The 26,612-nt window shown below is 70.3% G+C and carries 24 protein-coding genes; 10 read left to right on the forward strand and 14 right to left on the reverse strand.

What is annotated here, in order from left to right; genetic code table 11:
* Window positions 1-22: 22 nt before the first annotated feature.
* Window positions 23-1,744, reverse strand: coding sequence for an ATP-binding protein (locus LY12_RS20100; RefSeq protein WP_372493581.1), 1,722 nt, complete (start codon window positions 1,742-1,744; stop codon window positions 23-25).
* Window positions 1,745-1,979: 235 nt separating this feature from the next.
* Here LY12_RS20100 and LY12_RS20105 point away from each other — a divergent pair, with 235 nt between their 5' ends.
* On the forward strand, window positions 1,980-3,332 hold the full coding sequence (locus LY12_RS20105; protein ID WP_253859326.1) for a cation:dicarboxylate symporter family transporter: 1,353 nt from the start codon (window positions 1,980-1,982) through the stop codon (window positions 3,330-3,332).
* A 141-nt stretch (window positions 3,333-3,473) separates the two neighbouring features.
* On the opposite strand, the gene LY12_RS20110 is transcribed toward LY12_RS20105, so the two are convergent.
* From LY12_RS20110 to LY12_RS20120, 3 genes are all read right to left on the reverse strand, one after another.
* Window positions 3,474-3,926 carry an SRPBCC family protein gene (locus LY12_RS20110; RefSeq protein WP_253858953.1) on the reverse strand — a complete coding sequence of 151 codons (453 nt, stop codon included), beginning with the start codon at window positions 3,924-3,926 and terminating at the stop codon, window positions 3,474-3,476.
* Between the two features lie 94 nt (window positions 3,927-4,020).
* Window positions 4,021-6,879 carry an excinuclease ABC subunit UvrA gene (gene uvrA, locus LY12_RS20115; RefSeq protein WP_253858954.1) on the reverse strand — a complete coding sequence of 953 codons (2,859 nt, stop codon included), beginning with the start codon at window positions 6,877-6,879 and terminating at the stop codon, window positions 4,021-4,023.
* Between the two features lie 161 nt (window positions 6,880-7,040).
* The gene (locus LY12_RS20120; protein WP_253858955.1) at window positions 7,041-8,282 is read right to left on the reverse strand and encodes an acyltransferase family protein; all 1,242 of its coding nucleotides are present in this window, start codon (window positions 8,280-8,282) and stop codon (window positions 7,041-7,043) included.
* A 115-nt stretch (window positions 8,283-8,397) separates the two neighbouring features.
* Here LY12_RS20120 and LY12_RS20125 point away from each other — a divergent pair, with 115 nt between their 5' ends.
* The 3 genes from LY12_RS20125 (at window position 8,398) to LY12_RS20135 (ending at window position 10,892) form a co-directional block, all read left to right on the forward strand.
* Complete coding sequence (locus LY12_RS20125; RefSeq protein ID WP_253858956.1) at window positions 8,398-9,075, forward strand: MBL fold metallo-hydrolase; 678 nt, start codon at window positions 8,398-8,400, stop codon at window positions 9,073-9,075.
* 195 nt (window positions 9,076-9,270) lie between these two features.
* Window positions 9,271-10,044: an IclR family transcriptional regulator gene (locus LY12_RS20130; protein WP_253858957.1), complete on the forward strand. Its 774-nt coding sequence runs from the start codon at window positions 9,271-9,273 to the stop codon at window positions 10,042-10,044.
* Window positions 10,041-10,892 (forward strand): SMP-30/gluconolactonase/LRE family protein, encoded by an 852-nt coding sequence (locus LY12_RS20135; protein WP_253858958.1) that lies wholly within the window; start codon window positions 10,041-10,043, stop codon window positions 10,890-10,892. The genes LY12_RS20130 and LY12_RS20135 overlap by 4 nt, the downstream gene beginning before the upstream one ends.
* Before the next feature lie 15 nt (window positions 10,893-10,907).
* On the opposite strand, the gene mmsB is transcribed toward LY12_RS20135, so the two are convergent.
* The 8 genes from mmsB to LY12_RS20175 form a co-directional block, all read right to left on the reverse strand.
* Window positions 10,908-12,146 carry a multiple monosaccharide ABC transporter permease gene (gene mmsB / locus LY12_RS20140; protein ID WP_253858959.1) on the reverse strand — a complete coding sequence of 413 codons (1,239 nt, stop codon included), beginning with the start codon at window positions 12,144-12,146 and terminating at the stop codon, window positions 10,908-10,910.
* Window positions 12,143-13,690 carry an ATP-binding cassette domain-containing protein gene (locus tag LY12_RS20145; protein WP_253859328.1) on the reverse strand — a complete coding sequence of 516 codons (1,548 nt, stop codon included), beginning with the start codon at window positions 13,688-13,690 and terminating at the stop codon, window positions 12,143-12,145. The genes mmsB and LY12_RS20145 overlap by 4 nt, the downstream gene beginning before the upstream one ends.
* 77 nt (window positions 13,691-13,767) lie before the next feature.
* On the reverse strand, window positions 13,768-14,898 hold the full coding sequence (gene chvE, locus LY12_RS20150) for a multiple monosaccharide ABC transporter substrate-binding protein (RefSeq protein ID WP_253858960.1): 1,131 nt from the start codon (window positions 14,896-14,898) through the stop codon (window positions 13,768-13,770).
* 2 nt (window positions 14,899-14,900) lie between these two features.
* Window positions 14,901-15,878: a hypothetical protein gene (locus tag LY12_RS20155; RefSeq protein ID WP_253858961.1), complete on the reverse strand. Its 978-nt coding sequence runs from the start codon at window positions 15,876-15,878 to the stop codon at window positions 14,901-14,903.
* 23 nt (window positions 15,879-15,901) lie between these two features.
* Window positions 15,902-16,930, reverse strand: coding sequence for a zinc-dependent alcohol dehydrogenase (locus LY12_RS20160; RefSeq protein ID WP_253858962.1), 1,029 nt, complete (start codon window positions 16,928-16,930; stop codon window positions 15,902-15,904).
* Window positions 16,927-18,084, reverse strand: coding sequence for a mandelate racemase/muconate lactonizing enzyme family protein (locus tag LY12_RS20165; protein ID WP_253858963.1), 1,158 nt, complete (start codon window positions 18,082-18,084; stop codon window positions 16,927-16,929). The genes LY12_RS20160 and LY12_RS20165 overlap by 4 nt, the downstream gene beginning before the upstream one ends.
* Window positions 18,085-18,272: 188 nt before the next feature.
* Window positions 18,273-18,920, reverse strand: a complete 648-nt coding sequence (locus LY12_RS20170) for a class I SAM-dependent methyltransferase (RefSeq protein WP_253858964.1) — start codon at window positions 18,918-18,920, stop codon at window positions 18,273-18,275.
* Window positions 18,921-19,049: 129 nt separating this feature from the next.
* Entirely contained in the window at window positions 19,050-19,706 is a 657-nt protein-coding gene (locus LY12_RS20175) for a class I SAM-dependent methyltransferase (RefSeq protein ID WP_253858965.1), read from the reverse strand.
* Window positions 19,707-19,889: 183 nt separating this feature from the next.
* Between LY12_RS20175 and LY12_RS20180 the strand changes: the two genes are divergently transcribed.
* The gene (locus tag LY12_RS20180) at window positions 19,890-21,167 is read left to right on the forward strand and encodes a M14 family metallopeptidase (RefSeq protein WP_253858966.1); all 1,278 of its coding nucleotides are present in this window, start codon (window positions 19,890-19,892) and stop codon (window positions 21,165-21,167) included.
* A gap of 93 nt (window positions 21,168-21,260) precedes the next feature.
* On the opposite strand, the gene LY12_RS20185 is transcribed toward LY12_RS20180, so the two are convergent.
* Together LY12_RS20185 and LY12_RS20190 are read right to left on the reverse strand one after the other, a co-directional pair.
* The gene (locus LY12_RS20185; RefSeq protein ID WP_253858967.1) at window positions 21,261-22,628 is read right to left on the reverse strand and encodes an SRPBCC family protein; all 1,368 of its coding nucleotides are present in this window, start codon (window positions 22,626-22,628) and stop codon (window positions 21,261-21,263) included.
* Window positions 22,629-22,630: 2 nt separating this feature from the next.
* Window positions 22,631-22,957, reverse strand: a complete 327-nt coding sequence (locus LY12_RS20190; RefSeq protein ID WP_253858968.1) for an ArsR/SmtB family transcription factor — start codon at window positions 22,955-22,957, stop codon at window positions 22,631-22,633.
* Between the two features lie 86 nt (window positions 22,958-23,043).
* Between LY12_RS20190 and LY12_RS20195 the strand changes: the two genes are divergently transcribed.
* The 5 genes from LY12_RS20195 (at window position 23,044) to LY12_RS20215 (ending at window position 26,602) form a co-directional block, all read left to right on the forward strand.
* Entirely contained in the window at window positions 23,044-23,637 is a 594-nt protein-coding gene (locus LY12_RS20195; protein ID WP_253858969.1) for a helix-turn-helix domain-containing protein, read from the forward strand.
* Between the two features lie 60 nt (window positions 23,638-23,697).
* Complete coding sequence (locus LY12_RS20200) at window positions 23,698-24,348, forward strand: RES family NAD+ phosphorylase (protein WP_253858970.1); 651 nt, start codon at window positions 23,698-23,700, stop codon at window positions 24,346-24,348.
* 123 nt (window positions 24,349-24,471) lie between these two features.
* On the forward strand, window positions 24,472-25,074 hold the full coding sequence (locus tag LY12_RS20205; RefSeq protein WP_253858971.1) for a TetR/AcrR family transcriptional regulator: 603 nt from the start codon (window positions 24,472-24,474) through the stop codon (window positions 25,072-25,074).
* Window positions 25,071-25,778 (forward strand): mycothiol-dependent nitroreductase Rv2466c family protein, encoded by a 708-nt coding sequence (locus LY12_RS20210; RefSeq protein WP_253858972.1) that lies wholly within the window; start codon window positions 25,071-25,073, stop codon window positions 25,776-25,778. The genes LY12_RS20205 and LY12_RS20210 overlap by 4 nt, the downstream gene beginning before the upstream one ends.
* Window positions 25,775-26,602 (forward strand): maleylpyruvate isomerase family mycothiol-dependent enzyme, encoded by an 828-nt coding sequence (locus LY12_RS20215; protein ID WP_253858973.1) that lies wholly within the window; start codon window positions 25,775-25,777, stop codon window positions 26,600-26,602. The genes LY12_RS20210 and LY12_RS20215 overlap by 4 nt, the downstream gene beginning before the upstream one ends.
* Window positions 26,603-26,612 lie beyond the last annotated feature (10 nt).

The raw sequence follows: 26,612 nt of genomic DNA on the forward strand, positions 1-26,612 counted from the left end.
CGCGCAGCCTACCGAGCACCACCTACCCGGCACCGGTGTCCCGGGCAGCCCGGTCGTCCTCGCCGGCCGTCTCGTCCCTGGCGGCCGTGTCGTCCCTGGCGGTGCCCGCCGCATTCGGGCCCAGCGGAATCCGCACCGTGAACACCGCTCCGCCCTCATCGGCGCCTGCATCACCGCGGACGTCGACGGTGCCGCCGTGCCGGCGCACGGCCTGCCCGACGAGCGCCAGCCCCAGTCCCCGATCGCCTGCGGTCCCGTCCGGTTTGGTCGACCACCCCCGCCGGAAGATGCCCGGCACCACGTCCGGTGCGATTCCCGCACCGCTGTCGGCGACCCGCAGCAGCAGTTCGGTCTCGTCGGCCCTGACGGTGACGGCGACCCGCGGCGCGCGCTCGGCCGCGTGTTCGACGGCGGCGTCGACGGCATTGTCGAGCAGGTTGCCGAGGATCGTGATGAGGTCCCCGGCCGGCACGACCGGCACGGTGTCGTCCATGGAACTGTCGGGCGTCAACGTGAGATCGGCACCGCGTTCGGCGGCCTCGCTGGACTTGCCCAGCAGCAGCGCAGCCAGCACCGGTTCGGAGACCGCGCCCACCACCCGGTCCGTCAGCTCCTGCGCCGTCTCCAGTTCGGCCGTCGCCAGCGCCACGGCCTGCTCGGTCCTGCCGAGCTCGACGAGCGACACCACCGCGTGCAGCCGGTTGGCCGATTCGTGCGCTTGGGAACGGAGCGACTCGGCGAAGCCGCGCACCGTGTCGAGTTCGCCGGTGAGCGACTGCAGCTCGGTGTGGTCGCGGAGGGTCACGACGTTGCCCATCGCCCTGTCGCGCGCGTGCACCGGGGCCGTGTTCACGAGCAGCACCCGCGTGTCGGTGACGTGCAGCTCGTCGGTCGCCGGTTCGCGGGAGGCGAACGTGCGCGAGAGGTCGGTGGCGAGGCCCAGGTCCGTCACGGCCACGCCCGCGGGGTCGGTCGCCAAGCCGAGCAGGTCGCGGGCCGCGTCGTTGCACAGCACCACGATCCCGTCCCGGTCGACGAGCACGAGGCCTTCCCGCACGGACCGCAGGATCGCCTCGTAGTACTCGAACATCGACGACAGCTGCGCGGGAGCGACACCGCGGGTCTGCCGCGCGAGCCGTCGGCTGACGAGGTAGCTGCCGGCGCCGCCGATCAGCAGTACACCCCCGGCCACGAGCGCCACGAGCACGAGCCGGCCGGTGAGCTGGTCCGACAGGGCCTCCATGGTGATTCCGACCGCGACGAGAGCCACGATCCGGCCGTCGTCGCGCCGCACCGGTACGACGGCCCGCACCGAAGGTCCGAGGGTGCCGGTGTAGGTCTCGGTCAGCAGCCTGCCCCGCAGTGCGGGCCCGACGGTGCCGATGAACGGCTTCCCGATGCGCCGCGGATCCGGATGCGTGAACCGGGTCCGGTCGGGGGCCATGATCGTGATGAAGTCGACCCCGGTGTCGCGGCGCACCTGCTCGGCGAACGGCTGAAGTACGTCACTGGGGTCCGGCCGGGCAACAGCCTCGGGCACGTCCGGCGAATCGGCCAACGTCACCGCGACCGACGTCACCTCCTCCCTGGCTGCCTCCTCGGTCGCGTCCGAGGCGTCGATGTAGGCCAACACCGCGCCGACCACGACCAACACGGCCACCACGACCAGCTGCAACACCAGAAGTTGCCGCGCCAGGCTCCACCGTGTCGGTGGCGCGGCCGATCGAACACGCACGGCTCCCATGAGAGCAGGCACCCGCGAACGAAATGAACACAAGGTGGACTTCGCTCACCGCGCCGCCGATAGTCGCCGGGAATCCAGCGGTGATCTCGGTGGCGGTCACGCGCGTCCACAGTCCTCGGACCGCGGCACCGTCACGACCTCATCGCAGGCGACATCTCGTGAGGAGGCAACGTTGCCCGAACCGTCCACGACGGAGCCCGCGGCCGCCCAGCAGGCGCCGAAACGCCGCGACAAGATGCACTACCTGTACCTCTTCGTGATCGCCGCCGTCGCACTCGGTGTGATCGTCGGTTTCGCGTTTCCCGATGCCGCGACGAATCTGAAACCGCTCGGCAGCGGCTTCGTCGATCTGATCAAAATGATGATCAGCCCGATCATCTTCTGCACCATCGTGCTCGGCATCGGCTCGGTCGCGAAGGCCGCGAGTGTCGGCAAGGTCGGCGTGCTGGCCATCGGCTACTTCCTGCTGATGTCGACCTTCGCGCTCGCCATCGGCCTGGTCGTCGGCAACATCCTGCACCCGGGCGAGGGAATGCGCCTCGATCCCAACGCGGTGTCCGAGGTGCAGAGCCAGGCGTCCGAGGGCGGCGAGGGCACCGTCGACTTCCTGCTCGGGATCATTCCCGAGTCGATGGTGTCGGCGTTCACCGACGGATCGGTGCTGCAGACTCTGCTCGTCGCGCTGCTGGTCGGATTCGCACTGCAGAAGATGGGTGCCGCGGGCCAGCCGGTGCTGCGCGGTATCGAGCACATCCAGCGGCTCGTGTTCCGCGTCCTCGCGATGATCATGTGGGTGGCCCCGGTCGGCGCGTTCGGCGCGATCGCGGCGGTGGTCGGTGAAACCGGCTGGGAGGCGCTGCGCAGCCTGGCCGTGATCATGATCGGGTTCTACGTGACCTGCCTGGTGTTCATCTTCGCGGTGCTCGGCTCGGTGCTGTGGCTCGGCGCGCGGGTGAACATCTTCAAGCTGCTCGGGTACCTGGGCCGCGAGTTCCTGTTGATCGTGTCGACGTCGTCGTCCGAGTCGGCGCTGCCGCGGCTGATCGCGAAGATGGAACACCTCGGCGTGTCCAAACCCGTCGTCGGCATCACGGTGCCGACGGGCTACTCGTTCAACCTCGACGGCACGGCGATCTACCTGACGATGGCGACCCTGTTCATCGCGACGGCCCAGGGAAGCCCGTTGTCGATCGGGGAACAGATCTCGCTGCTGGTGTTCATGATCATCGCGTCGAAGGGTGCGGCGGGCGTGTCCGGCGCGGGCATCGCGACCCTCGCGGGCGGCCTGCAGTCGCACCGGCCCGAACTGGTCGACGGCGTCGGGTTCATCCTCGGCATCGACCGGTTCATGTCGGAGGCGCGTGCGCTGACGAACTTCGCGGGCAACGCCGTGGCCACCGTCCTCATCGGATCGATCACCAAGGGCCTCGACCGCGATCAGCTGCACCGGGTGCTGTCCAAGCAGGATCCGTTCAACGAGTCGACCCTCATCGACGACCACGGTTCGTCGGGTGGCGACGACTCGGCCGGTGCCGGGAGCGGCGATTCCGGGACCGAACGGCAGGACAGGCAGCCGGCGACGGTGTGATTCCGCCGCGCGTTGCGGACCCGCGTGCCCGCTCGGCTCGCGGGTCCGCAACGCGCCCAGGCCCGCGTTCCTCCAGGCCGCGTCCTCCAGGCCTGGGCCTCGCCCACCGGAGGACGCGGTCGGGCCGGGGCCGCCGCGGCCTCAGGTCGTCGTGTCCTCCAGGTGGGCGCGCAATCCGCGCAGACCGCGGCGCATCATCAACACGTGGTTGAGCCGGAACACCGGATGCGCCACCGGTGACAGGGTCCGCAGTACCGGCTTCCGCGCCACGACCTGCTGCCGGATGTCGAGGTGTGTCCCTCGGCCGCCCGGTTCGAGCCGTCCGGTCAGCGTTCCCTCGAGGTCGCCCGACAGTGCCACCGCCACCCTGCCGGCGGCCTCGTCCTCCTCGACCCGTGTCATGCGCAACCGCAACGCCAGCGGCAGGCTCGCCCTGCAGACCAGCTCGGCGGTGTCGTCATCCACTTTGGTCACCGATCGCACGTCCGGCCACCACGCCGGATACCCGGCGAGGTCGACGAGCGCCGCGAACACGGCGCGGGACGACGACGGCACCAGCCACGAGGTGCGGAACTGATAGCGGTCGAGCGGCACGTCCCGCAGTGTCCCAGCAAACCGGGTGGCGTCCCAGCAACCCGGACGTCGTGTCCGCCGACGAGCGGCCGGGGCCGGGATGTACCGCAGGCCGTCAGCCGTCGAGGGACTGCTTGAGGAACCGGCCCGTGTAGCTGTCCGGGTCGCCCGCCACGTCCTCGGGCGTGCCCTCCGCGACGACGGTGCCGCCGCCGTTGCCGCCTTCGGGACCCATGTCGATGACCCAGTCCGAGGTCTTGATGACGTCGAGGTTGTGCTCGATGACGATCACCGTGTTGCCCTTGTCGACCAGGCCCTGCACCACGTCGAGCAACCGGCGGATGTCCTCGAAGTGCAGCCCCGTCGTCGGCTCGTCGAGGATGTAGACCGTCTGGCCGGTGGAACGCTTCTGCAGTTCGCTGGCGAGCTTGACGCGCTGGGCCTCACCGCCCGACAGCGTCGGCGCAGGCTGGCCGAGGCGCACGTATCCCAACCCGACGTCGACCAGTGTCGACAGGTACCGGTGGATGGGCTTGATCGGTTCGAAGAACTCCGCGGCCTCCTCGATCGGCATGTCGAGGACCTCCGCCACCGTCTTGCCCTTGTAGTGCACTTCGAGGGTCTCGCGGTTGTACCTGGCGCCCTTGCACACCTCACACGGGACGTAGACGTCCGGCAGGAAGTTCATCTCGATCTTCAGCGTGCCGTCGCCCGCACACGCCTCGCAGCGGCCGCCCTTGACGTTGAACGAGAACCGGCCCGCCTGGTAGCCACGCACCTTGGCCTCGGTCGTCTCGGCGAACAGCTTGCGCAGCCGGTCCCACACGCCCGTGTACGTCGCCGGGTTGGACCGCGGGGTACGGCCGATGGGCGACTGGTCCACGCGCACGAGCTTGTCCACGTTCGCCAGCCCGTTGACCCGGGTGTGCCTGCCCGGAACCTGGCGGGCGTTGTTGAGCTTGTTCGCCAGCACGGTCGCGAGGATCTCGTTCACGAGCGTCGACTTGCCGGAACCGGACACCCCCGTCACCGAGATCATCGTGCCGAGTGGGAACGACACGTCGATGCCCCGCAGGTTGTGTTCGCGGGCGCCCACGACCGTCACCTGGCGCTTCTTGTTGACCGGCCGCCGGATGTCCGGCACCGGGATCTCCTTGCGGCCCGCCAGGTAGTCCCCGGTGACGGACTTCTTGCTCTTCACGAGCTTCGAGTACGGCCCGCTGTGCACGACCTGCCCGCCGTGCTCGCCCGCGCCGGGGCCGATGTCGACGACCCAGTCACTGGCCTTGATGGTGTCCTCGTCGTGCTCGACGACGATGAGCGTGTTGCCGAGGTCGCGCAGCCGGCTGAGCGTGTCGATCAACCGCTGGTTGTCGCGCTGGTGCAGGCCGATGGACGGCTCGTCCAGCACGTACAGCACGCCGACGAGACCGGAGCCGATCTGCGTGGCCAGCCGGATGCGCTGGGCCTCGCCGCCGGACAGGGTGCCCGCGCCGCGGTCGAGTGAGAGGTAGTCGAGGCCGACGTCGAGCAGGAAGTGCAGCCGGGCCTGGATCTCCTTCAGGACGGCTCCGGCGATCATCGCCTGCCGCTCGCCGAGCACGAGCCCGTCGAGGAACTCGGAGGCCTCGGACACCGACAGGGCGCAGACGTCGGCGATCGACCGCTCGCCGTGGTCTCCGTGCTCGAGGGTGACGGCGAGGATCTCCGGTTTGAGGCGGGTGCCCTGGCAGGACGGGCAGGGCACCTCACGCATGTAGCCCTCGTACCGCTCCCGCGTGTGCTCGGACTCGGTCTGTTCGTGCCGCCGTTCGAGGAACGGGATGACGCCCTCGAAGTTCGCGTAGTAGCTGCGCCGCCTGCCGTACCGGTTGCGGTACTGCACGTGGACCTGTTCGTCGACGCCGTAGAGCACCGCCTTCTGCACCTTGGCGGGCAGTTTGCGCCACGGTGTGTCCATGCGGAAGCCCATCGCCTCCGACAGCGACGTCAGCAGCCGTTCGAAGTAGTCGGCGCTCTGCCCGCCGCTCCACGGCTGGACGGCGCCGTCGCCGAGCGGGAGATCCTCGTCCGGGACGATCAGCTCCGGGTCGACCTCCTTGCGAACGCCGATGCCCGTGCAGTCGGGGCAGGCGCCGTAGGGCGAGTTGAACGAGAACGACCGGGGTTCGAGGTCCTCGACGGTCAGGGCGTGCCCGTTCGGGCAGGCCAGGTTCTCGGAGAAGCCGCGGATGCGGTGCGGATCGTCCTCCGGCAGATCGACGAACTCCAGCTCGACGAGCCCGTCGGCCAGGCGCAGCGCGGTCTCGATCGAGTCGGTGAGCCGCTGCTTGGCACTCGGCTTGACCTTGAGCCGGTCCACGACGACGCCGATGTCGTGCTTCTCCTGCTTCTTCAGCTTCGGCGGCTCGGTCAGCGAGTACACGGTGCCGTCCACGCGGGCCCGCGCGTAGCCCTGCTGCTGGAGGTTGGAGAACAGGTCGACGTACTCGCCCTTGCGACCGCGGACCACCGGCGCGAGGACCTGGAACCGCACGTCGGCCTCCATGTCCAGCACCTGATCGACGATCTGCTGCGGGGTCTGCTTGCTGATCGCCTCGCCGCACTGTGGGCAGTGCGCCTTGCCCGCCCGCGCGTACAGCAGCCGCAGGTAGTCGTAGACCTCGGTGATCGTGCCGACCGTCGACCGCGGGTTCCGCGAGGTGGACTTCTGGTCGATCGACACCGCGGGCGAGAGACCCTCGATGAAGTCGACGTCGGGCTTGTCCATCTGCCCGAGGAACTGCCGTGCGTAGGCCGACAGCGATTCGACGTAGCGCCGCTGTCCTTCCGCGAAGATCGTGTCGAAAGCCAGGCTCGACTTGCCCGATCCGGACAGTCCCGTGAACACGATGAGGCTGTCGCGCGGCAGGTCGATGTCGATCCCGCGCAGGTTGTGCTCGCGGGCGCCGCGGATTACAAGACTGTCAGCCACCGGCGATGGTCCCTTCACTGGTGCATGGCGGTGCGGACCCCGGCGACGACCGGGTCCGCGTGACGCGAGGTCGGGCACGGGGCGAGCAGACGGCGGGCCCCGGCGCTCTCCATGCTAGGTCGCACCCCCGACAGAATCGGCGGCGCCGTCACCAGGCGCACTCAGCCGCGGGTGCGCAGCGCCTCGTCACCAGGTGTGTCGTCGGGTGCGCCGTGCCCTCCGTCGCCGGTCGGCGCCGGGTTTCGGCCGCCCGTTCCGGTGGCATCGCCGGTGACCTCGGAGGGCCGCACCCCGAAGGTGTCACGCACCCCAGCGGTGTCGCGAGCGCCGACGGCGGGCGCGGGCCGTGCCGACGGGCCCAGCAGCCGGTACAGCGGACGTTCCACGAGAACCGTCAGCGCCCACGCGGCCAGCACGATCACCGCCAGTACCAGGCCCATGCGGAGCCACCACGGCTCGATCTCCATGCCGCTGAGCACCCGCGCGACGACGTAGCCGAGCTTCTGGTGCACGAGGTAGATCCCGAAGCTGATCCCCGCCAGCCACGAGAAGGGCCTCCGCAACCACCCCAGCACCCGGCCCCAGTCGGGGCCGCGCGCCGCCAGGCACATCAGCCCGAGCATCGCCCCGAGACAGGTGACGATCAGCCACTGCGGCTCGCTCGACCGGAACAGCTGAAGCCCGAGGACGGCAGCGAGCACGGCCGCGAGGTTCGGCCCGGCGATGCGGCGCTGCGACCACAACCAGATCGCGGCACCGGCCGCGAACAGGTGCGCGAAGTACAGTCCCGTGGCGGTCGGCACGACCAGGGCGATTCCGCTCAGCACCGGCGAGGCGGCCGAGACGGCGATCACACCCCACACGGCGACCGCGGGCCGGAACCGCCGCGCCCATCGGCGCCGCCAGTACCAGCACAGCAGCGCCGCCGCGGTGAACGCCGCGACCTGCACCGGCAGCGTCCAGTACGAGGCGTCGATCCGCCGATGCATGTTTCCCGTCCACTCGTGCACGAGCAGCAGGTTCCGCACCAGATCGCCCGCCCCCGGCAGATACCACGGGCCGTCCTGCTCACCGTTGAAGATCGGCGCGACGATCCGCAGTACGAGGAACGTGACCAGCATCGCCACCACGTAGGCGGGCAGCACGCGCGCCAGCCGCGAGTGCAGCCAACGCCCCGGACGCAGCTTGCGCAGGGTCGGGCCCATGAAATAGCCCGACAGCACCAGCAGCGTGAACGTGCCGAACGGGAGCCGCAGGGACACCGGGTACGGCTCGATGTCCGGAATGAGCGCGGCTCCGCCCGTGACGTGGCCGGCGACGACGAACGTGATCGCGACGACGCGGATGACGTCCCAGCTCATCCGCCTGTTCGTGGTGGCAGGCCGGTCCGCTGCTGCCGTCACGTCGCTCCCCCCTCCGACTTCGCGACCCGCCGGTCCGCGCAGCGTGGTCCGGACCAGGGACTGTAGCGACGGTGCCGGTCGCCTCGGACCGCGGGCACGTAATACGGTGTGCAACGTGAACGTCGTCGAGTCCTACACTGGTCACGTCGAGCCGGGCGGGGACGCCGCCCGCCGCACGCTCGAGGCCCTGACCATCACGAAGCTGTCGGTCGGCCCCATGGACAACAACGTCTACCTGCTGGTGTGCCGGGCGACCAACGAGGCGCTGCTGGTCGACGCCGCCAACGACCCCGAACGCATCTCGGACCTGATCGGCCACGCCGACGACCGGCCGACGCTGCGCACGATCGTCACCACGCACCAGCACGGCGACCACTGGCAGGCGCTCGGCGCGGTGGCGGGTGCCAACGGGGCCTACACCGCGGCGCATCCCGCCGACGCCGACCCGCTTCCGGTGCCGCCCGATCACCTGGTCGAGCACGGGGACACGCTCTCGGTCGGCGACGCGACCCTGGAGGTCATCCACCTGCGCGGGCACACCCCGGGCTCGATCGCGCTGCTCTACCGCGACCCGTCGGGCCATCCGCACCTGTTCACCGGTGACTCGCTGTTCCCCGGCGGGGTGGGCAAGACGAACTCCGAGGAGGAGTTCCGCTCGCTGCTGGCCGACGTCGAGTCGCGGGTGTTCGGCGAGCTGCCGGACGAGACGTGGTTCTACCCGGGCCACGGCGACGACTCCACCCTCGGGGCCGAGCGCCCGAAGCTGGCGGATTGGCGCAACCGGGGCTGGTGAGCCGCGACCCGGCCGGCGCGGCCTCATCGTCCTCGTGACGGACCGCCCGAGCCAGCGGCCGCCCGAGCCGGACGGCCGCCTTCGTCGCGGCGCGGCCGCTGCCACGGGCCGTGACCCTGGCCCCCGGCCCGTCCACCCCGTAAACTGTGTTCGGTATTTCGACAGACGTCCGCCATACCGAACACAGGGGAGGTCATGGGACGCCAGGTTCCGGCCGTCGCGAGGGCGCTCGACGTGCTCGAGCTGTTCCTCGACGGGGACGCCGTGCTGTCCCCTCCCGAGATGACCAGCAGGCTCGGGCTGCCGCGCACCACCGTGCACGAGCTGGTCAGCACGCTCACCGCACGCGGCTACCTCGTTCCGGCGCCCGACCGCTCCGGTGGCTACCGCCTCGGCGTGCGCACCTACCAGCTGGGCAGCCGCTACGCCGAGCAGCTGGACCTCGCGGCAGAAGGCAGGCAGGTCGCCGCCGAGGTCGCCCGGACCTGCGACGAGACGGTGCACGTGGCCATTCTCGAGGACGCGGACGTCATCTACATCGCGAAGGTCGACAGCACTCACGCCGTGCGTATGGTCTCCGCGGCGGGCCGCAGGCTGCCCGCCCACTGCACGGCCGTCGGCAAGATGCTGCTGGCCATGCTTCCCCGGGAGACCCTCGACGAACGCATCCCGCCGGACGTGCCGCTGGCCGCGATGACCGACAACAGCATCACCTCCCCCACCGTCTTGCGCGAACACCTCGCCGAGATGCGCACGCGCGGGATCGCCGTCGAGGACCGTGAGTCCAATCCGGACGTCCATTGTGTGGCCGCACCGGTCCGGGACTCGTCCGGCGCGGTCGTCGCCGCGCTGAGCATCTCCGTGCCCACGGTCCGCTGGGACCGGCAGCGCACCCCCGAACTGGAACGACTCGCGGTCAACGGTGCCGCCGACCTCTCGGCGCGGCTCGGCCACCGGGGGCGCCCGTGAACCGTCCCGAAGTGGCCGTCCCCGCGGCGGCGCTGCTCGGTGAGGGGCCCACGTGGGACGCCTACGCGCAGCGGCTCGTCTGGGTCGACATCCTCTCCTCGCGGGTGCACACCTACGATCCGGTCACGGGTGCGACGAGCACGCTGGAGACGGGCCAGCACGTGGGCGCGGCCAAACCGCGTGCGGGCGGACGCGGACTGGTGGTGAACCTCCGTGAGGGCATCGGCCTCTACGACCCTGACGGCGGATTCCGCTGGCTGCACCACGAACCCGTCGCCGACCGGCGCGGCAACGACGCCGCCGTGGCTCCCGACGGCGCACTGTGGGCGGGCACGATGCGCTACGACGAGGCTCCCGGCGGCGGCACCCTGAGCCGGTTCGCCGCGGACGGCTCCTCGGTCGCCGTGCTCACGGACGTGACGGTGAGCAACGGCACCGGATGGAGCCCCGACGGGCGTGCGATGTACTACGTGGACACTCCCACCCGGCGGATCGACGTGTTCGAGGTGAGCGGCGCCCACTCGGTGGTCCGGCGCGAGCCGCTGGCCGTCATCGAAGCGGGGGCGGGTTTTCCCGACGGACTGTGCGTGGACGCCGACGGATGCGTGTGGGTCGCGTTGTGGTCGGGCGGTGCCGTGCGCCGTTACACGCCCGAAGGGCGGCTCGACCGGACCGTGCCGCTTCCCGTCAGCCATCCGACGGCGTGTGCGTTCGCGGGGCCGGCGCTGTCCGATCTGTACATCACCACGGCGCGGGTGGATCAGGAACGGCCACCGCCCGGGGCGGGCTCGGTGTTCGTGCTGCCCAACGCCGGAGCGGGCCTGGCCCCACCCGCGTTCGCGGGCTGAGGCCAGGCCCGACCGTCACGTCGTCGTCGCTCGGCGCTTGTTCCACACGTCGAAGCCGACGGCCGCCAGCAGTACGAGTCCCTTGATCACCTGCTGGACGTCGGTGCCGATCCCGACGAGTGACATGCCGTTGTTCAGCACGCCCAGCACCAGTCCGCCGATCACCGCGCCCACGACGGTGCCGACACCCCCGCGCATCGACGCGCCGCCGATGAACGCCGCGGCGATCGCCTCCAGCTCGAACATGAGCCCCGCCTGCGGAGTGGCGGCGTTGAGGCGCGCGGCGTACACACATCCTGCCAGGGCGGCCAGCACACCCATGTTGACGAACACGAGGAACGTCACGCGCTTGTCACGCACGCCGGAGAGCTTGGCCGCCGCCTTGTTGCCGCCGAGTGCGTAGATGTGCCTGCCGATGACGGCGTTGCGCATGACATAGCCCAGCACGAGCACCAACCCGCACAGGATGAGCAGTACGACCGGAACCCCGTGATAGCTGGCCAGCGTGAGCGTGACGACCACGACCGCGGCCGCCATCGCGGCACACTTCGCTCCGAACAGCGCCGGAGGCAGCACCGGGAGTTCGTGGGCCCGCTGGCGCCTGCGGTCCCGCACCTGCTGCACCACCAGCGCCACGACCGCAAGCAGGCCGAGCACGAGCGTGGGGTTGTGATACTGCGTGTAGGGCCCCATCTCCGGGATGAAGCCTTGCGCGATCTGCTGGAACCCTCCGGGGAACGGGGCCACCGACTGTCCTTCGAGGACGATCTGCGTCGCGCCGCGGAAGAGCAGCATCCCCGCCAGTGTCACGATGAACGACGGGATGCCGACGTAGGCGATCCAGAATCCCTGCCATGCGCCTGCGACCGCCCCGATGGCCAGTGACAGCACGAGGGCCACGACCCACGGCAGGTTGTAGTCGACCATCATGACGGCCGCTATCGCGCCGACGAAGGCGACGAGCGAACCGACGGACAGGTCGATGTGCCCGGCGATGATCACGACCATCATGCCGATCGCCAGGATCAGGATGTAGCTGTTCTGCTGCACCAGGTTCGACACGTTGTTGGGCAGCAACAGCGTGCCGTCGGTCCAGATCTGGAACAGCAGGACGATCAGCGCCAGCGCGATGAGCATGCCGTACTGGCGCACATTGTTGCGCAGGACGTCGAGCAGGATCGCGCCCGTGGACCGTTCCTCGGGCAGGTGATCCGGCGCAGGCGCGTCGGGGGTGCGGTCTTGTGTCGTGGTCATGTGGGGACCTTCAGTTCGGCGTCCGCGGTCATGTACCGCATGAGCAGTTCCTGCGTGGCGTTCTCCCGGCCGACCTCACCGGTCAGGCGGCCGGCCGACATCGCGTAGATGCGGTCGCACATGCCGAGCAGTTCGGGAAGTTCCGACGAGATGAACAGCACGGCCTTGCCTTCCGCGGCGAGCCGTTCGACCACGGTGTAGATCTCGAACTTCGAGCCGACGTCGATGCCGCGTGTCGGTTCGTCGAGAATCAGCACGTCCGGGTCGGCGTGGATCCACTTGCTGAGCACGACCTTCTGCTGGTTGCCACCGCTGAGCCGGTCGACCGGTTCGAACACCGTCGGGGTCTTGATGTTCATCGACTGCCGGTAACGCTCGGCCACCTGTTGTTCCTCGTGCTCGTCGACGGCTCCGCGCCGGGTCATCCCCGGTAGCGAGGTGAGCGAGATGTTGCGGTGCACCGTGTCGATGAGGTTCAGGCCGAACGTCTTGCGGTCCTCGGTGACGTAGGCGATGCCGTGCGCGATCGCCTCGGGAACCGTCCGGGTACGGACCGGATTCCCGTTGACAGCAACGGTTCCGCCGTCGTAGATGCCGTAACTGCGGCCGAACACGTTCATGGCCAGTTCGGTCCGGCCCGCCCCCATCAGCCCGGCGATGCCGACGATCTCACCGCGGTGCACGGTCAGTGAGACGTCGTCGACGACCGTGCGCTGCTCGGTCGGATGCCGAACCGTCCATCCCGACACCTCGAACGCGACCTGTCCCGCACCGGCGCCCCGGTAGGTGCGGCGTTCGGGGAACCGGCTGCCGAGATCGCGGCCGACCATGCCGCGGATGATGCGGTCCTCGGACAGTTCCGGTGCGGCGTCGGGCGTCTCGCGCACCCGCAGTGTCTCCACGCTGCGCCCGTCACGCAGGATCGTGACGGAGTCGGCGATCCTGCGGATCTCCTCCAGCTTGTGCGAGATGGCGATGCACGCGATGCCCTCGTCCCGCAGATCCAGGATCAGTTGCAGGAGGTTCCGGCTGTCCTCGTCGTTCAGCGCGGCCGTCGGCTCGTCCAGGATGAGCAGCGCCACCTCTTTGGACAGTGCCTTGGCGATCTCGACGAGCTGTTGTTTACCCACCCCCAGTTCGCCCACCCGGGTCTGCGGGTTGTCCGGAAGCCCGACCCGCCGCAGCAGTCGCGCCGCCGCGCGCAGCGTGGCACCCCAGCTGATGATGCCCCTGGATGCCTGTTCGTTGCCGAGAAAGATGTTCTCGGCGATCGACAGTTCCGGCACGAGCGCCAGTTCCTGATGGATGATGACGATGCCGCGGCGCTCGCTCTCGGCGATGTCGCGGAACGCGACCGGCTCGCCCCGGAACTCGATCTCGCCGTCGTAGCTGCCGTGCGGATGGACGCCGCTCAGCACCTTCATCAGGGTCGACTTGCCCGCCCCGTTCTCACCGCACACGGCGTGGATCTCCCGTGGCCGCACGGCCAGGTCGACCCCGGCCAGAGCCGTGACGCCGGGGAACGTCTTCGTGATGCCCCGCATCTCCAGCACCGGCGCGGCCTCGTCGCGGCCGCGCGCGCCGCCGGTGGTGGTGGTGGTGGTGTCGCTGCCGGTCGCCGTCATTCGATCTGCCCCGCCTTGTAGTAGCCCTCGTCGACGAGCAGCTGCACGTTGGACTCGTCGATGCTGACGGGGTCGAGCAGGTAGGACGGCACGACCTTCACGCCGTTGTCGTAGTCGGTCGTGTTGTTGAACTCCGGTTTCTCGCCGGTCAGCAGCGCGTCGCCCATCCGCACCGCCTGGTCGGCGAGTTCGCGGGTGTCCTTGAACACGGTCTGGGTCTGCTGGCCCGCGACGATCGACTTGATCGACGCGAGTTCGGCGTCCTGCCCGGTGACCACGGGATACGGCTGGTCCTCGCCGCCGTATCCGGCGCTCTTGAGCGCCGAGATCACGCCGATGGAGATGCCGTCGTACGGCGAGAGCACCGCGTCGAGGTCGGTGGTGCCGTAGTGGCGGCTGAGCAGGTCGTCCATGCGCTTCTGGGCCGTACCACCGTCCCAGCGCAACGTCGTGGCCTGGTTCATCCGGGTCTGCTCGCTGCGGACCTCGAGCTGCCCGCTCTCCAGGTACGGCCGCAGCACGCTCATGGCGCCGTTCCAGAAGTAGCGGGTGTTGTTGTCGTCCGGCGAACCGGCGAACAGCTCGATGGTGAACGTCTCGTTCGGACGGTCGTCGAGCCCCAGTGCGTCCACGATGTACTGCCCCTGCAGCCGGCCGACCCGCTCGTTGTCGAACGAGGCGTAGCCGTCCACGTGCTCGGTGCCCATGAGGAGCCGGTCGTAGGCGATCACCTTGGTGCCGGCGTCCTCGGCGCGCTGCAGCACGTTCGTCAGCGCAGAACCGTCGATGGCTGCCACGACCAGCAGTTCGTGCCCCTTGGTGATCATGTTCTCGATCTGGGCGACCTGGTTCTCCACCTTGTCGTCGCCGTACTGGAGATCGGTCTTGTACCCGGCCTTGCGGAACTCCTCGGCCATGTTCCGGCCGTCGGCGATCCAGCGTTCCGACGATTTGGTCGGCATGGCCAGGCCGACGGTCGAGCCCTTGCCGCCCTCCGGTTGGTAGCGGCTGCCGCCGCGGGCCTCCTGCCCGCAGGCCGCCAGGGCTGCGACGAGTGCGACGGCGGCCACGGCGGCGGTCGCGGCCCTCGCCACGCTGCGAGCGCCGCGCCCCACGCGGTTGCGCATGGTCAACTCCTTTCCGGTGTCGGGAACCGCCGGAGCGCGCCCGGTGCGCGGGACCCGAGGGGTGCCATGTCCCCGTCGGCGCCGTGGCGGGCGAGCAGGTCGAGCGCGAGCCGGCCGCGCCGCACCCGCTCCCGAGCGGTGTCGAGGGTCACGTCACGCAAGTGTGCGCCGTACGGATAGATGCCGGGAGCTTTGCTGAGGCCGAACTTCAGATAGAGCGGTGCGCCGCGGCGGATGAACTCGGCCGTGTCGTACATGCGCACATAGCCGCCGAGATCGTCCGGCGCCTCGAGGTACAGGTCCATCGGCGCGCGCGAGACGCGGCGGATCTCGGTGAGCTGATCCAGCGCGAGGTCGGAGGGGATGTTCACCGAGTCGGCGCCGAGGCCCTCCCACACGGCGTACGCGGCGGGGTTGACCGGTCCGACGAGCGCCGAGACCTTGAACGCGGTGTCCGCGGGCAGTGCACCGGTCTCGCGCAGCCGGTGCAGTGTCCACAGCACCCCTTCGTCGGCGACGAGCAGGCAGCGCACACCGAGCTCGGTGGCCCGCAGTGCGTCCTCGACGCAGCCCGCCACCGACGCGTGGCCGCGGGCCCGCAACCCGCCGCCGCCCGACGGGGTCCGGGTGGCGGCGCCGATGTCCCACGTGCCGCGGGGTCCGGTGAACAGGCAGAGTTCGACGTCCCGCTCCGCACAGGCCTCGACCATCTCGGTGATCTCGGCGTCGGTCAGCATCCACACACCGCTGCCCTGGCTGATCCGGTGCACGGGTACGTCCAGCCGCGTCGCCTCCTTCAGCACGGTGGCGAGCGCCTCGGGCCCTTCCACCGAGGGGATCTCGGTGCGCCACGTCCCACCGCCGGGGAACGTGTGCGGCGATGTGTGCGCCGGATCCGGTGGGGCCGCGCCCATACCGACGAGGTCGAGCGCTGCCGCACCCGGCCTTCGCGGCGGCTGGGATCGGTCCGGTGCTGTCATGGGACTCCTTCCCGTCGAGGGATTCAGGGGGTCAGCAGGACCTTGCAGACGGCCGGGTCGCCGGAGCCGACGAGTTCGACCGCCTCGGCGAACTGCTCCAGCGACCTGCGGTGAGTGATCAGGGGCGCGGTGCGGAGCAGTCCGGTGGCGAACGCGCGGACGGCGTACGACCACGCGCGCGGCGGTGCGCCGAACACGGTGCGCACGTCAAGCCGCCGCACGACGAGATCGGTCGGATCGAGACCGGTCGCACCCGCTTCAGGAATGCCGGTGAGGACCAGCCTGCCGCCGCGGCGCACGAGTGTGGCCGCCGTGTGCGCCGACGTCGGGGCTCCCGCTGTCTCGACCACCACGTCGAAGCGGCCGGCCAGCGATGCGTCCGGATGGCCACCGCTGCCCAGCGCATCCTTGCCGAGGAAGGAGTCCGCGCCGAGTTCCTTCGCCAGCCCCGCACGCTCGGGCCCACCTCCGATCAGCAACAGCTCGGCGGGCGAGCCCGCCGCGAGCAGTTGCAGCGCGGTCAGGCCCAACGCTCCGTCCCCGACGACGGCGACCCTGTCCCCTGCCGTCGCCGCCGCGGCGAGCACCGCCGCCGCGCTGCACGCCGCCGGTTCCAGCAGCGCGGCAGCGGTCAGGTCGGCCTCGTCGGGCAACGGGTGCAGCAACCGCGCCGGCAGTGTGAGCGTGTCGGCCATGGCTCCCTGACGCGTGAAGCCGGTCTCGTCGTAGCCGGCCGTGCAGAGCGTCGGATCCCCGTCGCGGCACCGCGCACAAGTCTGGCAGTTGCGGAAGCCCTCACCGACGACCTTGCGGCCCACCAACGCCGGCTCGACGCTCTCCCCGGCCGTCTCGACCACGCCCGACCACTCGTGGCCCGGGGTGACCGGGTATCGCACGTACTCGGCGGGCCGGGTGCCGCGGAACAGCTCCCGGTCGCTGCCGCACAGCCCGCACGCGTGCACCCGCACCAGCGCCTCGCCCTGGCCGGGCGCCCGCGGCGCGGTCTCGGCCAACCGGAAACGGCCGGGCCCGTCGACGACGACGGCGGTCACGCCGAGTCCGTCGGATCGCGCTTCTCCCAGCCTTCGGCCCACAGGTCGAAATGCGCCCGCTGTTTCGGGAACTCGGCGGCGGCGTCGGTGTCGAGTTCGACGCCGAGCCCCGGCTCCTCCGGCAGCCGGAAGTACCCGTCGACGACCTGGGGCGCTCCCGTGACGACATGTGTGATCTCCGCGTCGGCGAAGTCGTTGAAGTGTTCGAGGATCTTGAAGTTGGGGGTGCATCCCGCCAGCTGCAGCGAGGCGGCGGTCAGCACCGAACCGCCGACGTTGTGCGGCGCGACGAGCATGTAGTGGGTTTCCGCGGTGGCCGCGAGCTTGCGGGTCTCCGCGATGCCGCCGAGGTGCCCGACGTCCGGCTGCAGGATGTCGACGGCCTGCGAGTCGAACAGTTCGCGGAACTCGATGCGGTCGTGGATGCGCTCACCGGTGGCGATCGGCGCGTCGACCTTGCCCGCCACCTTCTCCAGCGCCTTCAGGTTCTCCGGCGGAACGGGTTCCTCGATCCACGCGGGTTTGTACGGTGCGAGCTCCCTCGCCAGCCGGATCGCCGTCGCGGGACTGAACCGGCCGTGCATCTCGAGCATGAGTTCGCACTCGTCGCCGATGGCGTCGCGCACGGCTTCGATGAGCGAGACGGCGTAGCTGGTCGCGTCGTGGTCGAGTTCGAGATAGCCGGTGCCGAACGGGTCGATCTTCAGGGCGCGGTATCCGCGTTCGACGACGGTGCGCGCCGCGGCGTGGTACGCCTCGGGCGTCCGTTCGGTGGTGTACCAGCCGTTGGCGTAGGCCTTCACGCGGTCGGTGACCTTGCCGCCCAGCAGCTGCCACACCGGAACGCCGAGCGCCTTGCCCTTGATGTCCCAGCACGCCATCTCGACGCAGGCGATGCCCGACATGACGATCTCGCCCGCCCTGCCGAAGTCGCCGTACTTCATCCGGCGCACCAGATCCTCGATCGCGAACGGGTCGGACCCGGCGATGTGGTTGCGCTCGGCCTCACGCAGATAACCGAGCAAGGCCTCGGTGTGGCCCAACATGCGCGTCTCGCCGACGCCCGTCAGGCCGTCATCGGTGTGGACGAGCACATAGGTCAGGTTCCGCCACGGAGTCCCGACGACGTGCGTACTGATTCCGGTGACCTTCACAAGCACACCCCGATGTGTGTTCGAGATTTCGGACGTCGTTCGAAATACAGACCAGAACTTATGCGTCACCCACTCGTGAGTCAATGGACTGTTCCGGCGACACCGACGTCCCGCCGGTCACGACGAGGGGGTGCGCACCGTCGCCGGTGCGCACCCCCTTCGTAACCGCGAGCCCTCGGCAGGCAACCTCAGTCGTGTCGCAGCCGTGCCAGCCACGCGGGGAGGTCGACGACGGTGCCGGGCGCGACACCGAGCGCCTCGGCGTCGGCTCCCCGGGCGACCGCACGGTAGCGGTCCGGGGTCAACTCCTCGACCGTCCAGCCGTCGGCGAACGCCTCCCGGATCGCCGACTCGCCGATCCTCGGCCCGAAACCGGGTTCCTCGCTCTCCGCGAGTGCCAGCACGTGCACCACTCCGCCGGGGCGCGTGATCCGGTGCAGCACATCGGCGTACCGTCGCTGATCCCCGGCTTCGAACACGTGGAACAGGGCGCTGTCGACGACCGTGTCGAACAGGTCGCCGACGTCGGCGACCACACGGTCCAGGTCAAACGCGTCCGCGACACGGAAAGCGGCGTCGACCCCGCGGGACCGGGCCAGCCCCGCTGCCCGTTCCACAGCGTGCGGCGCGAAATCGACGCCGAGCACGTCGTATCCGCGGCCGGCGAGCAACACGGCGTGCTCACCGGTTCCACACCCGGCGTCGAGCACCCTGCCACCGATCCTGCCGGCCCGTTCCAGTTCCACGACCGCGGGTTGCGGCTCGTCGATCACCCAGGGCGCGCCGCCCCCGGTGTAGGACTCGTCGAAGTTGCGCTGTGCCACGGTGTCGGTCATCGCTGTACCTCTCCTGCAAAGCCGGATCATCCGGCGGGTGGTCGGTTCGTGCGGCTCGTCGGTCCGTGCGGCTGGTAGGTCGGTGCGGCTGATCGGTGCCGCGGTGCCCCTGTCGGCCGCGACGGGGTGTCACTCCCGGTGGATGCGCGCCAGCCATGCGGGCAGGTCCACCGGAGCGCCCTGCCGGACGCCGAGTGCGTCGGCGTGCTCCTGCGTGTGCGCGATCGCGCGATAGCGGGAGCTCGCCAGTTCCTCGATCGTCCAGCCGTCGGCGAACGCCTCCCGGATCGCGGCGTCAGTGATCCTCGGACCGGAACCGGGGTCCTCGGTTTCGGCGAGCGCGAGAACGTGCACCGTCGAGCCGGGACGCGTGACCCGGTGCAGCGCCTCCGCGTAGCGACGCCGGTCCGCGGCCCCGAAAACGTGGAAGAGAGCGCTGTCGACGACGGTGTCGAACGCGGCACCGAGGTCCCCACCCCTCGTGCCGTCGCCGAGCGCCACGGCGTCGGCGACGTCGAACGCGGCCTGCACGCCGCGTTCGGCTGCGTTGCGGCGGGCGAGCTCCACGGCCGCGTCCGAGAAGTCGATGCCGAGCACGTCGTAACCGCGCGCGGCGAGGTGGATGGTGTGCTCCCCGGCGCCGCAACCGGCGTCGAGCACCCGGCCCGTGATCCTGCCCATCCGCTCCAGCGTCAGAAGCTCGGGCTGGGGCTCGCCGATCACCCAGCCTGCGGTTCCCTCCGCGTAGGCGTTGTCGAATGTGTCCCGTCCGACCGTGTCCGTCATCGACGCTCCTGTCCGATGTGCTGGGTGTCCGATGTGCTGTGCGGGTGCGATGTGCTGTGCGGGTGCGACCAGCGTGCAACCTCCAGCTCGCTCGAAGTCAACCGGCGGGTGCGGGTGACGCCTGGGAACGAAGTCCGACTTCCGTGGGTTGTCGGCCCGCGAGTCCACGACCAGCCTGATCACATGCGGATCACACGTCGGACACTCAGCGTGGCCACCGGACTGTTGTTACTGCTCACCGCGGCGGCACCCGCCGGCGCCCAGGGCCCGGCGACGGGTGAGGGCGCGGCGGCCGCCCTCGACCGTGGCGTCTACGAGATCACCCCCGACGCGGCCGACCGGGGTGCGATCTCCCGGTCCGGAGTCGACGTCCTCGGCTCCCGCGGCGACACCCTCACCGTCGTCGCCGGCCCGGCACAGGTCTCGCAGTTGCGCGACGCGGGGGTCGACCTCACCACGATCGGCGATTTCGACGCGATGCTCGCCGAACGCAATCCCGAACCCTCCACAGCGAGAGCCGCCGCGGACGAGTTCCCCGAGGGCGACGAGGGCTTCCACACCTACTCCGAACTGACCACACTGCTCGAGAACGCGGCGACCGACCACCCGGACATCACGCAGCTCTCGGACGTCGGGAGCAGCCACGAGGGCCGCACCATCCCGCTCATGAAGATCAGTGCGGATGCGGCGCAGGACTCCGACGAGCCCGAGGTGCTGTTCACCTGCAACCAGCACGCGCGCGAACACCTGACCACCGAGATGTGCCTGCGTATCGTCGAGCGCTTCACCGACGGCTACGGCACCGACCAGACGGTGACCGACTTCGTCGACAGCCGCGAGATCTACGTGATCCCGACGGTCAACCCGGACGGTTCCGAACACGACATCGAGGGCGGCCAATACCAGGGCTGGCGGAAGAACCGGCAGGGCAAGGGCACCGACCTGAACCGCAACTGGGGCTACAAGTGGGGTTGCTGCGGCGGATCCAGCGGTGACCCCGGTTCCGAGACCTATCGCGGTGAGGCGGGCTTCTCCGCACCCGAGACGGCGGCGGTGCGGGACTTCGTGAACTCCCGCGTCGTCGGCGGCGAGCAGCAACTCGCCGGGCACATCGACTTCCACACCTACGGTGAACTGGTGCTGTGGCCGTTCGGGCACACCACCGACGAGGTCACCGAGGACATGACCGAGCAGCAGGCACAGCGGTTCCAGGACGTGGGCCGGGAGATGGCCAACAGCAACGGCTACACCCCGCAGCAGTCGAGTGATCTCTACGTCACCGACGGGGACGTCAACGGCTGGATGTGGGGCGAGCACCGGATCCTGAGCTTCACGTTCGAGATGTACCCCGCCGACGGCTTCGGCCTCGACGGGTTCTATCCCGACGACGAGGACATCGCGCCGGAAACCCAGCGCAACGACGAGGCCGTCGACATCCTCCTCCGCGAGGTGGGCGCCTGACGACGCGAGAACCCGCGGTGGGCCGGTCGACCGAACTCCACCGGCCCACCGCGGGTCCCGCACTCGGGCGCACGAACGGGTGCGCGGGCGGGGCTACTCCCCCGCCGTGACCGACTGCCCTTCCCGTTCGGCGTACCGGCGGCGCAGCTCCGCCGTCCGTTCCTCAGGCCACGGGCAGCGCACGTCGCCGTGCAGCGCGGCGAACAACAGCTCCAGGTGCGTGTGCCAGGCCGCGAGCGCGAGGGCCGTGTCCGCGGCGGCAGGGAGCGTCTGCGCGACGACGAGCCGGGTGCCGATCGGCTCCTGGTCACGTAGTTCGAACCGGACCGCGCCGCCCGCCACGGCGTAGTCGACGGCCCTGCCCGGTTCGACACCCGTCACCGCGCCCGATTCCAGGTGGCCGTGGGTGAAGCGCATCGGTGCCGCCGCGCCGACGACGGGCGGATCGCCCTCGGTCAGCGTGGACCAGACCACCTCCGGTCCTTGAACCAGATCGCGCTCGAAACGCACCTCGACCGTGTCCCCGTCACGTGCGCACGCGCCGTCGGCGAGGCCGTACTCCTCCAGGTAGGCCTCTGCGCGGCCCAGGAACCACCGTCCGTCGCGCTCCGGGGGCGCGGCGCCGTCGAGCACAGCGGCGAGTCCGTCGAGGCACTGTTCCCAGCCGGGGCCCTGCCGTGCGACCGACGGTCGGTCGCCGGTGGTGTCGGTGCCGCTGAGCGTGTGGCTGAACCGCAACAGGCAGCCACCCGTCACCGCCACGAGCTCGAATCGCAGCACCGACCGTGCCCAGCGGAAGGCGTAGACCGCGGGCGGGTCGCATTCGAGGACCCGGCCCTCCGCGAACTCCCCGCGCATGTCCGGGGTGAACCGCATCGGTGCGCCGACCTCGGGGACGGCCTCGACCCCGGCCGGGAACCACCTCGCCATCTCGGCCGGGTCGGTGAGCGCGCGCCACACGCGTTCCGGGGAGTGGGCCAACCTGCGTTCGTATCGCAGCACGGGGTGACCGTCGACGTCGTCGAGCACGCCGAGATCGATCCGGCGCACCGTGGCGGCCAGCACGTCGAGGCAGCCTTGCCAGCCCGTGAAGGTCTGCTCGGCCCACGGATTGTCGGCGAAGGTGTGCTCGAACGTCAGCACACAGCCGGTGCCGTCCGGCTCCAGTGTCAGCCGCAGCCGGTGCTCGCCGGTCTCCTCGTCGAACTCGGTGAAGGCCAGGCAGCGGTGCGGCTCCAGCTCGGTGATCTCGGCGTGGAGGTCGGTCGGGGTGCCGTCCGGTTCGCGGAACCGGATGAGGCCGCCGAGCCGCAGGTCGAGTTCGGCCACCGGGAACGGGTACCAGGCACTGAGGTGCTCGGGGTCGGTGAGCGCTCGCCACACCTTGGCGGGCGGGTGCGCGTACCGGCGCTCGAACCGCAGCTGCCAGCCGCTGCCGGTGCGCCGTTGGGTGTCGGTCACGTCTACTCCTCGGTCTCGGGGTGATCCGGCATCGCGTCGAGGTGGCGTTCCAGCGCGTCGAGACTGTCGGACCACAGCCTGCGGTACGGCTCGAGCCACGCGTCGACCTCGGCCAGAGGCTGCGGCCGCAGTCGGTACCACCGGCGCTGGGCGTCCTGCCGCACGCCGACCAGGCCTGCCTCGCGCAGCACCCTCAGGTGTTTCGACACGGCCGGCTGTGTCAGGTCGAGTCGTCCTGCCAGCTCGCCGACCAGGCGCTCGCGGTCGCGCAGCAGGTCAAGGATCTCGCGGCGGCGCGGCTCCGCCAGCACTTCGAACGTAGTTGCCACCTGGGTAATATAACTGGGTCGGAATATTTGTGTCCAGCCGCCGCCACGGAGCGCACGAAAGCGCACGGGCGTGCTATCCTGGGCGCATGACCAGCGCGACGACAGCCCTGGAGGACGTACTCGCCCGCACCGGGCTCAAGGTGGACGCCACCGAGTTCCTGGCACTCGTCGAACAGGCCGCACGGCGCCTGTCCCCTGGCGACCCGGACCCGGCGCACTTCTTCACGGCCGCACAGCGTGACGCCCTCACCGACGTCGGCCTCGACCTGTCGGCCGCGAGCGCGGCCGAACCGGACCCGCGCGCCAACGCGGTCGCCACCCAGGCCGTGTTCGCCGACTCGGCACTGACCGTCACCGATGCGGCGGCGCGACTCGGTGTCGACGACAGCCGTGTCCGCCACCGCCTCAAGCAGCACCGCCTGACCGGCTGGAAGGGACACGGCGGATGGCGACTGCCGGCGTGGCAGTTCACGGCCGACGGCGCCGTTCCCGGACTCGACGTCGTGCTGGGTGCGGTACCCGACGACCAGCCCGCCCTGGTGGTCGCCGGGTTCATGACCACCCCGCAGCCCGATCTGCTCATCAGCGACACGCCCGCGACACCCCGCGACTGGCTGCTCGCGGGCGGTGACCCTGCACGCGTGGCCGAACTGGCCGCTACCCTCGGAACGCCTGCCTGACGCCCGGCGTCCGGCACCAGCAGTCCCCGACCGCGCACCGAGGAGCACGTCGGCACAGTCATGGCACGGTTACCCCTGCCTCCACCGGGCGAGGCCCTCCGCGGACACCTCCGCCGGGACGAGGACATCGTCGCGGTCCATCCGGCCACGCGCCTCGTGCGCGTGTTCGCGGCGCGCGGCAACCACCCACAGCGCTGGGACACCTTCCGCCACACCGGACCGATCGCCCATGCGCGGTTCGATCCACACCCCGCCGCGGAAACACCCGCACACCAACCCGGCCACGGCGTCCTCTACTTCGGACTGTCGGTACGGACCAGCGTCGCCGAGGTCTTCCAAACGACGTCCACAGTGGACCGCACGACCCGTGGGCCACACCTCGTCGTCGTCCGGCCGTCCCGCACGTTGCACCTGCTCGACCTGTCCGGCCTGTGGCCCACGCGGGTCGGCGCGTCCCAGGAGATCTCCAGCGGACCGAAGAAGGTCACCCAGGCGTGGGCGCGCGCCATCCGCGCCGAGATGCCCGACCTCGACGGGCTCTGGTATCGCTCCTCGATGGACGGCGGTGAGCCCGCGGTGTGCCTGTGGGATCCCCCTGCGGGCTCGGCGCTGCCCGCGTCACCGGACGTCCTCCTCGGTCTCGACCACCCGGGCCTGGACGTGCCACTGGCCCGGGTGTGCCGCGAACTCGGCTACGTCCTGCTCGACTGAACCACCCGCCTGGCCGGCCACCCGCACCACCGCATCCGCCGCTGCGCGCCGCGCACGACGACACCGCGTCCGGCGCCCCATCATCCGTTGACCGACCGGTCAACTACCGCTACGGTCCCGGACATGGGACGCACCGGTGACTCCCGCGAGCGGATCGTTCGCGCATCGGCCCGCCTGCTGTTGTCCCGCAGCTACGGCTCGGTGAGTGTCGACGACGTGTGCGCCGCGGCCGACGTGCGCAAGGGCAGCTTCTACCACTTCTTCCCCTCGAAGGCCGACCTCGCCAAAGCCGTCGTCGATCTGCACACCGACGCGCTGCTCGACCGGCTCGCAGCCGCCGCGGGAACGTCCGCGGCAGCACGGCTTCACGGTGTGGCCGATGCCGTGGGGGCCATCCAGACTCGCTTCGAGTCGAGATTCGGCCGGGTGGTGGGCTGCCCCTTCGGCAACCTCGCCGCCGAGCTGTCCACAGTGGATGACACGTTGCGCGACCACGTGGCCTCGGCGTTCGCACGGTGGGAACGTGAGTTCGCGGTGATCTGCCACCGGGCGCATCAGGACGGCGCACTGCGCGACGGGGTCGACCCCGACCGGCTGGCGCACTCGCTGCTCGCCCACACCCAGGGCCGGATCCTGCTGGCGAAGGTGGGCGGCCACTCCGCGGCCGATGTCGCCACCGGCCTGCACGAGCTGATCGACGTGCACCTGCGAGAAGGAGCCGTATGACGACCTGCACCGAGGTGGACTTCCACTTCGATCCGATGTGCCCGTTCGCCTACCACACCTCGCGCTGGATCCGGGAGGTCCGCGCACACACCGGACTGACCGTCAACTGGCGGTTCTTCAGCCTGGAGGAGGTCAACCGGTTCGAGGGCAAGAAACACCCGTGGGAGCGGTCGTGGTCGTACGGCTGGTCGCAGCTGCGCGTCGCCGCGCTGCTCCGCCGCCGTGACCCCGCACTGCTCGACGCCTGGTACGAGCGGGTCGGCCGGGAGCTCCACCTCGACGCGGGCAAGCCCCACGATCCGGCGACGGCTCGGCGGCTGCTCACCGAGATCGGTGCGGACGGCGCGCTGCTCGACGAGGCGCTGGCGGATCCGTCCACCCACGACGACATCAAGGCCGACCATCAGCGCGTACTCGACGCCGGCGGCTTCGGCGTACCCACGCTGCTGTTTCCCGACGGTCAATGCTTGTTCGGCCCGGTGCTGGTCGACCCGCCGTCCGGCGCAGCCGCCGTGCGGCTCTGGGACGCCGTCACCGCCATGCTCGAGTTCCCGCACGTCTACGAGTTGCAGCGCCCCAAGACCGGTCACGACGAACGAGCCATCGCCGACGCACTGGCCCCGTACCTGCGGGGCAGGGACTGGGTCAGCGTCGACAGAGGACAGATCATCGAACTCGGAGACGAACGGGAGACCACCTCGTGACCACGACCACCGGCTTCGACAAGGACAGGATCACCGGGGCACTCACGTCCCAGTGGGAATCGCTGGACGGGCTGCTCGCATCCCTGCCCGCGACGGCATGGGACGCACCGAGCGCGCTGCCCGGCTGGACCGTGCGCGACGTCGTCGCGCACGTCATCGGCACCGAGGCGTCCCTGCTCGGCGAGCAGGCGCCGGAGGCGGACGTCGACGTGACCGAGCTGCCCCACGTCAACAATGAGATCGCCGCGTTCAACGAACGCTGGGTGCGGTCCATGCGGGAGTCGACCCCGCAGCGGATGCTCGACCGTTTCCGCGACGTCGTCGCCCGCCGTAGCGATGCGCTGCGGGCGATGACGCAGGACGACTTCGACGCACCGTCCTGGACACCGGTGGGCAAGGGCACCTACGGCCGGTTCATGCGCATCCGGATCTTCGACACCTGGCTGCACGAGCAGGACATCCGGGACGCGGTCGGCGTGCCGGGCCACGAGGCGGGCCCGTGCGTCGAGCACGCGTTCGACGAACTCGCCGAATCACTGGGCTTCGTCATCGGCAAACGGGCGGCCGCGCCCGACGGGGCCGGCGTGACGCTGGAGTTCACCGGAGCGCTGCGCCGCAGCGTGCACGTGGCCGTGGACGGCAGGGCCGCCGTGGTGCCCGAGCTTCCGGGACCGGCCACCGCCACGCTGCGACTCGATGCGGGCTTGTTCGCACGGCTCGCCGGTGGCCGCGTCGCCGCGGAGGACCGACTGTCCGACGTGGAGTACTCCGGCGACACGGAACTCGGCGAGCGGATCGTGCGCAACCTGGCCTTCACCATCTGAACCCGCCGAG

This window comes from Prauserella alba, assembly GCF_024171735.1.
Taxonomy (GTDB): Bacteria; Actinomycetota; Actinomycetes; order Mycobacteriales; family Pseudonocardiaceae; genus Prauserella; species Prauserella alba.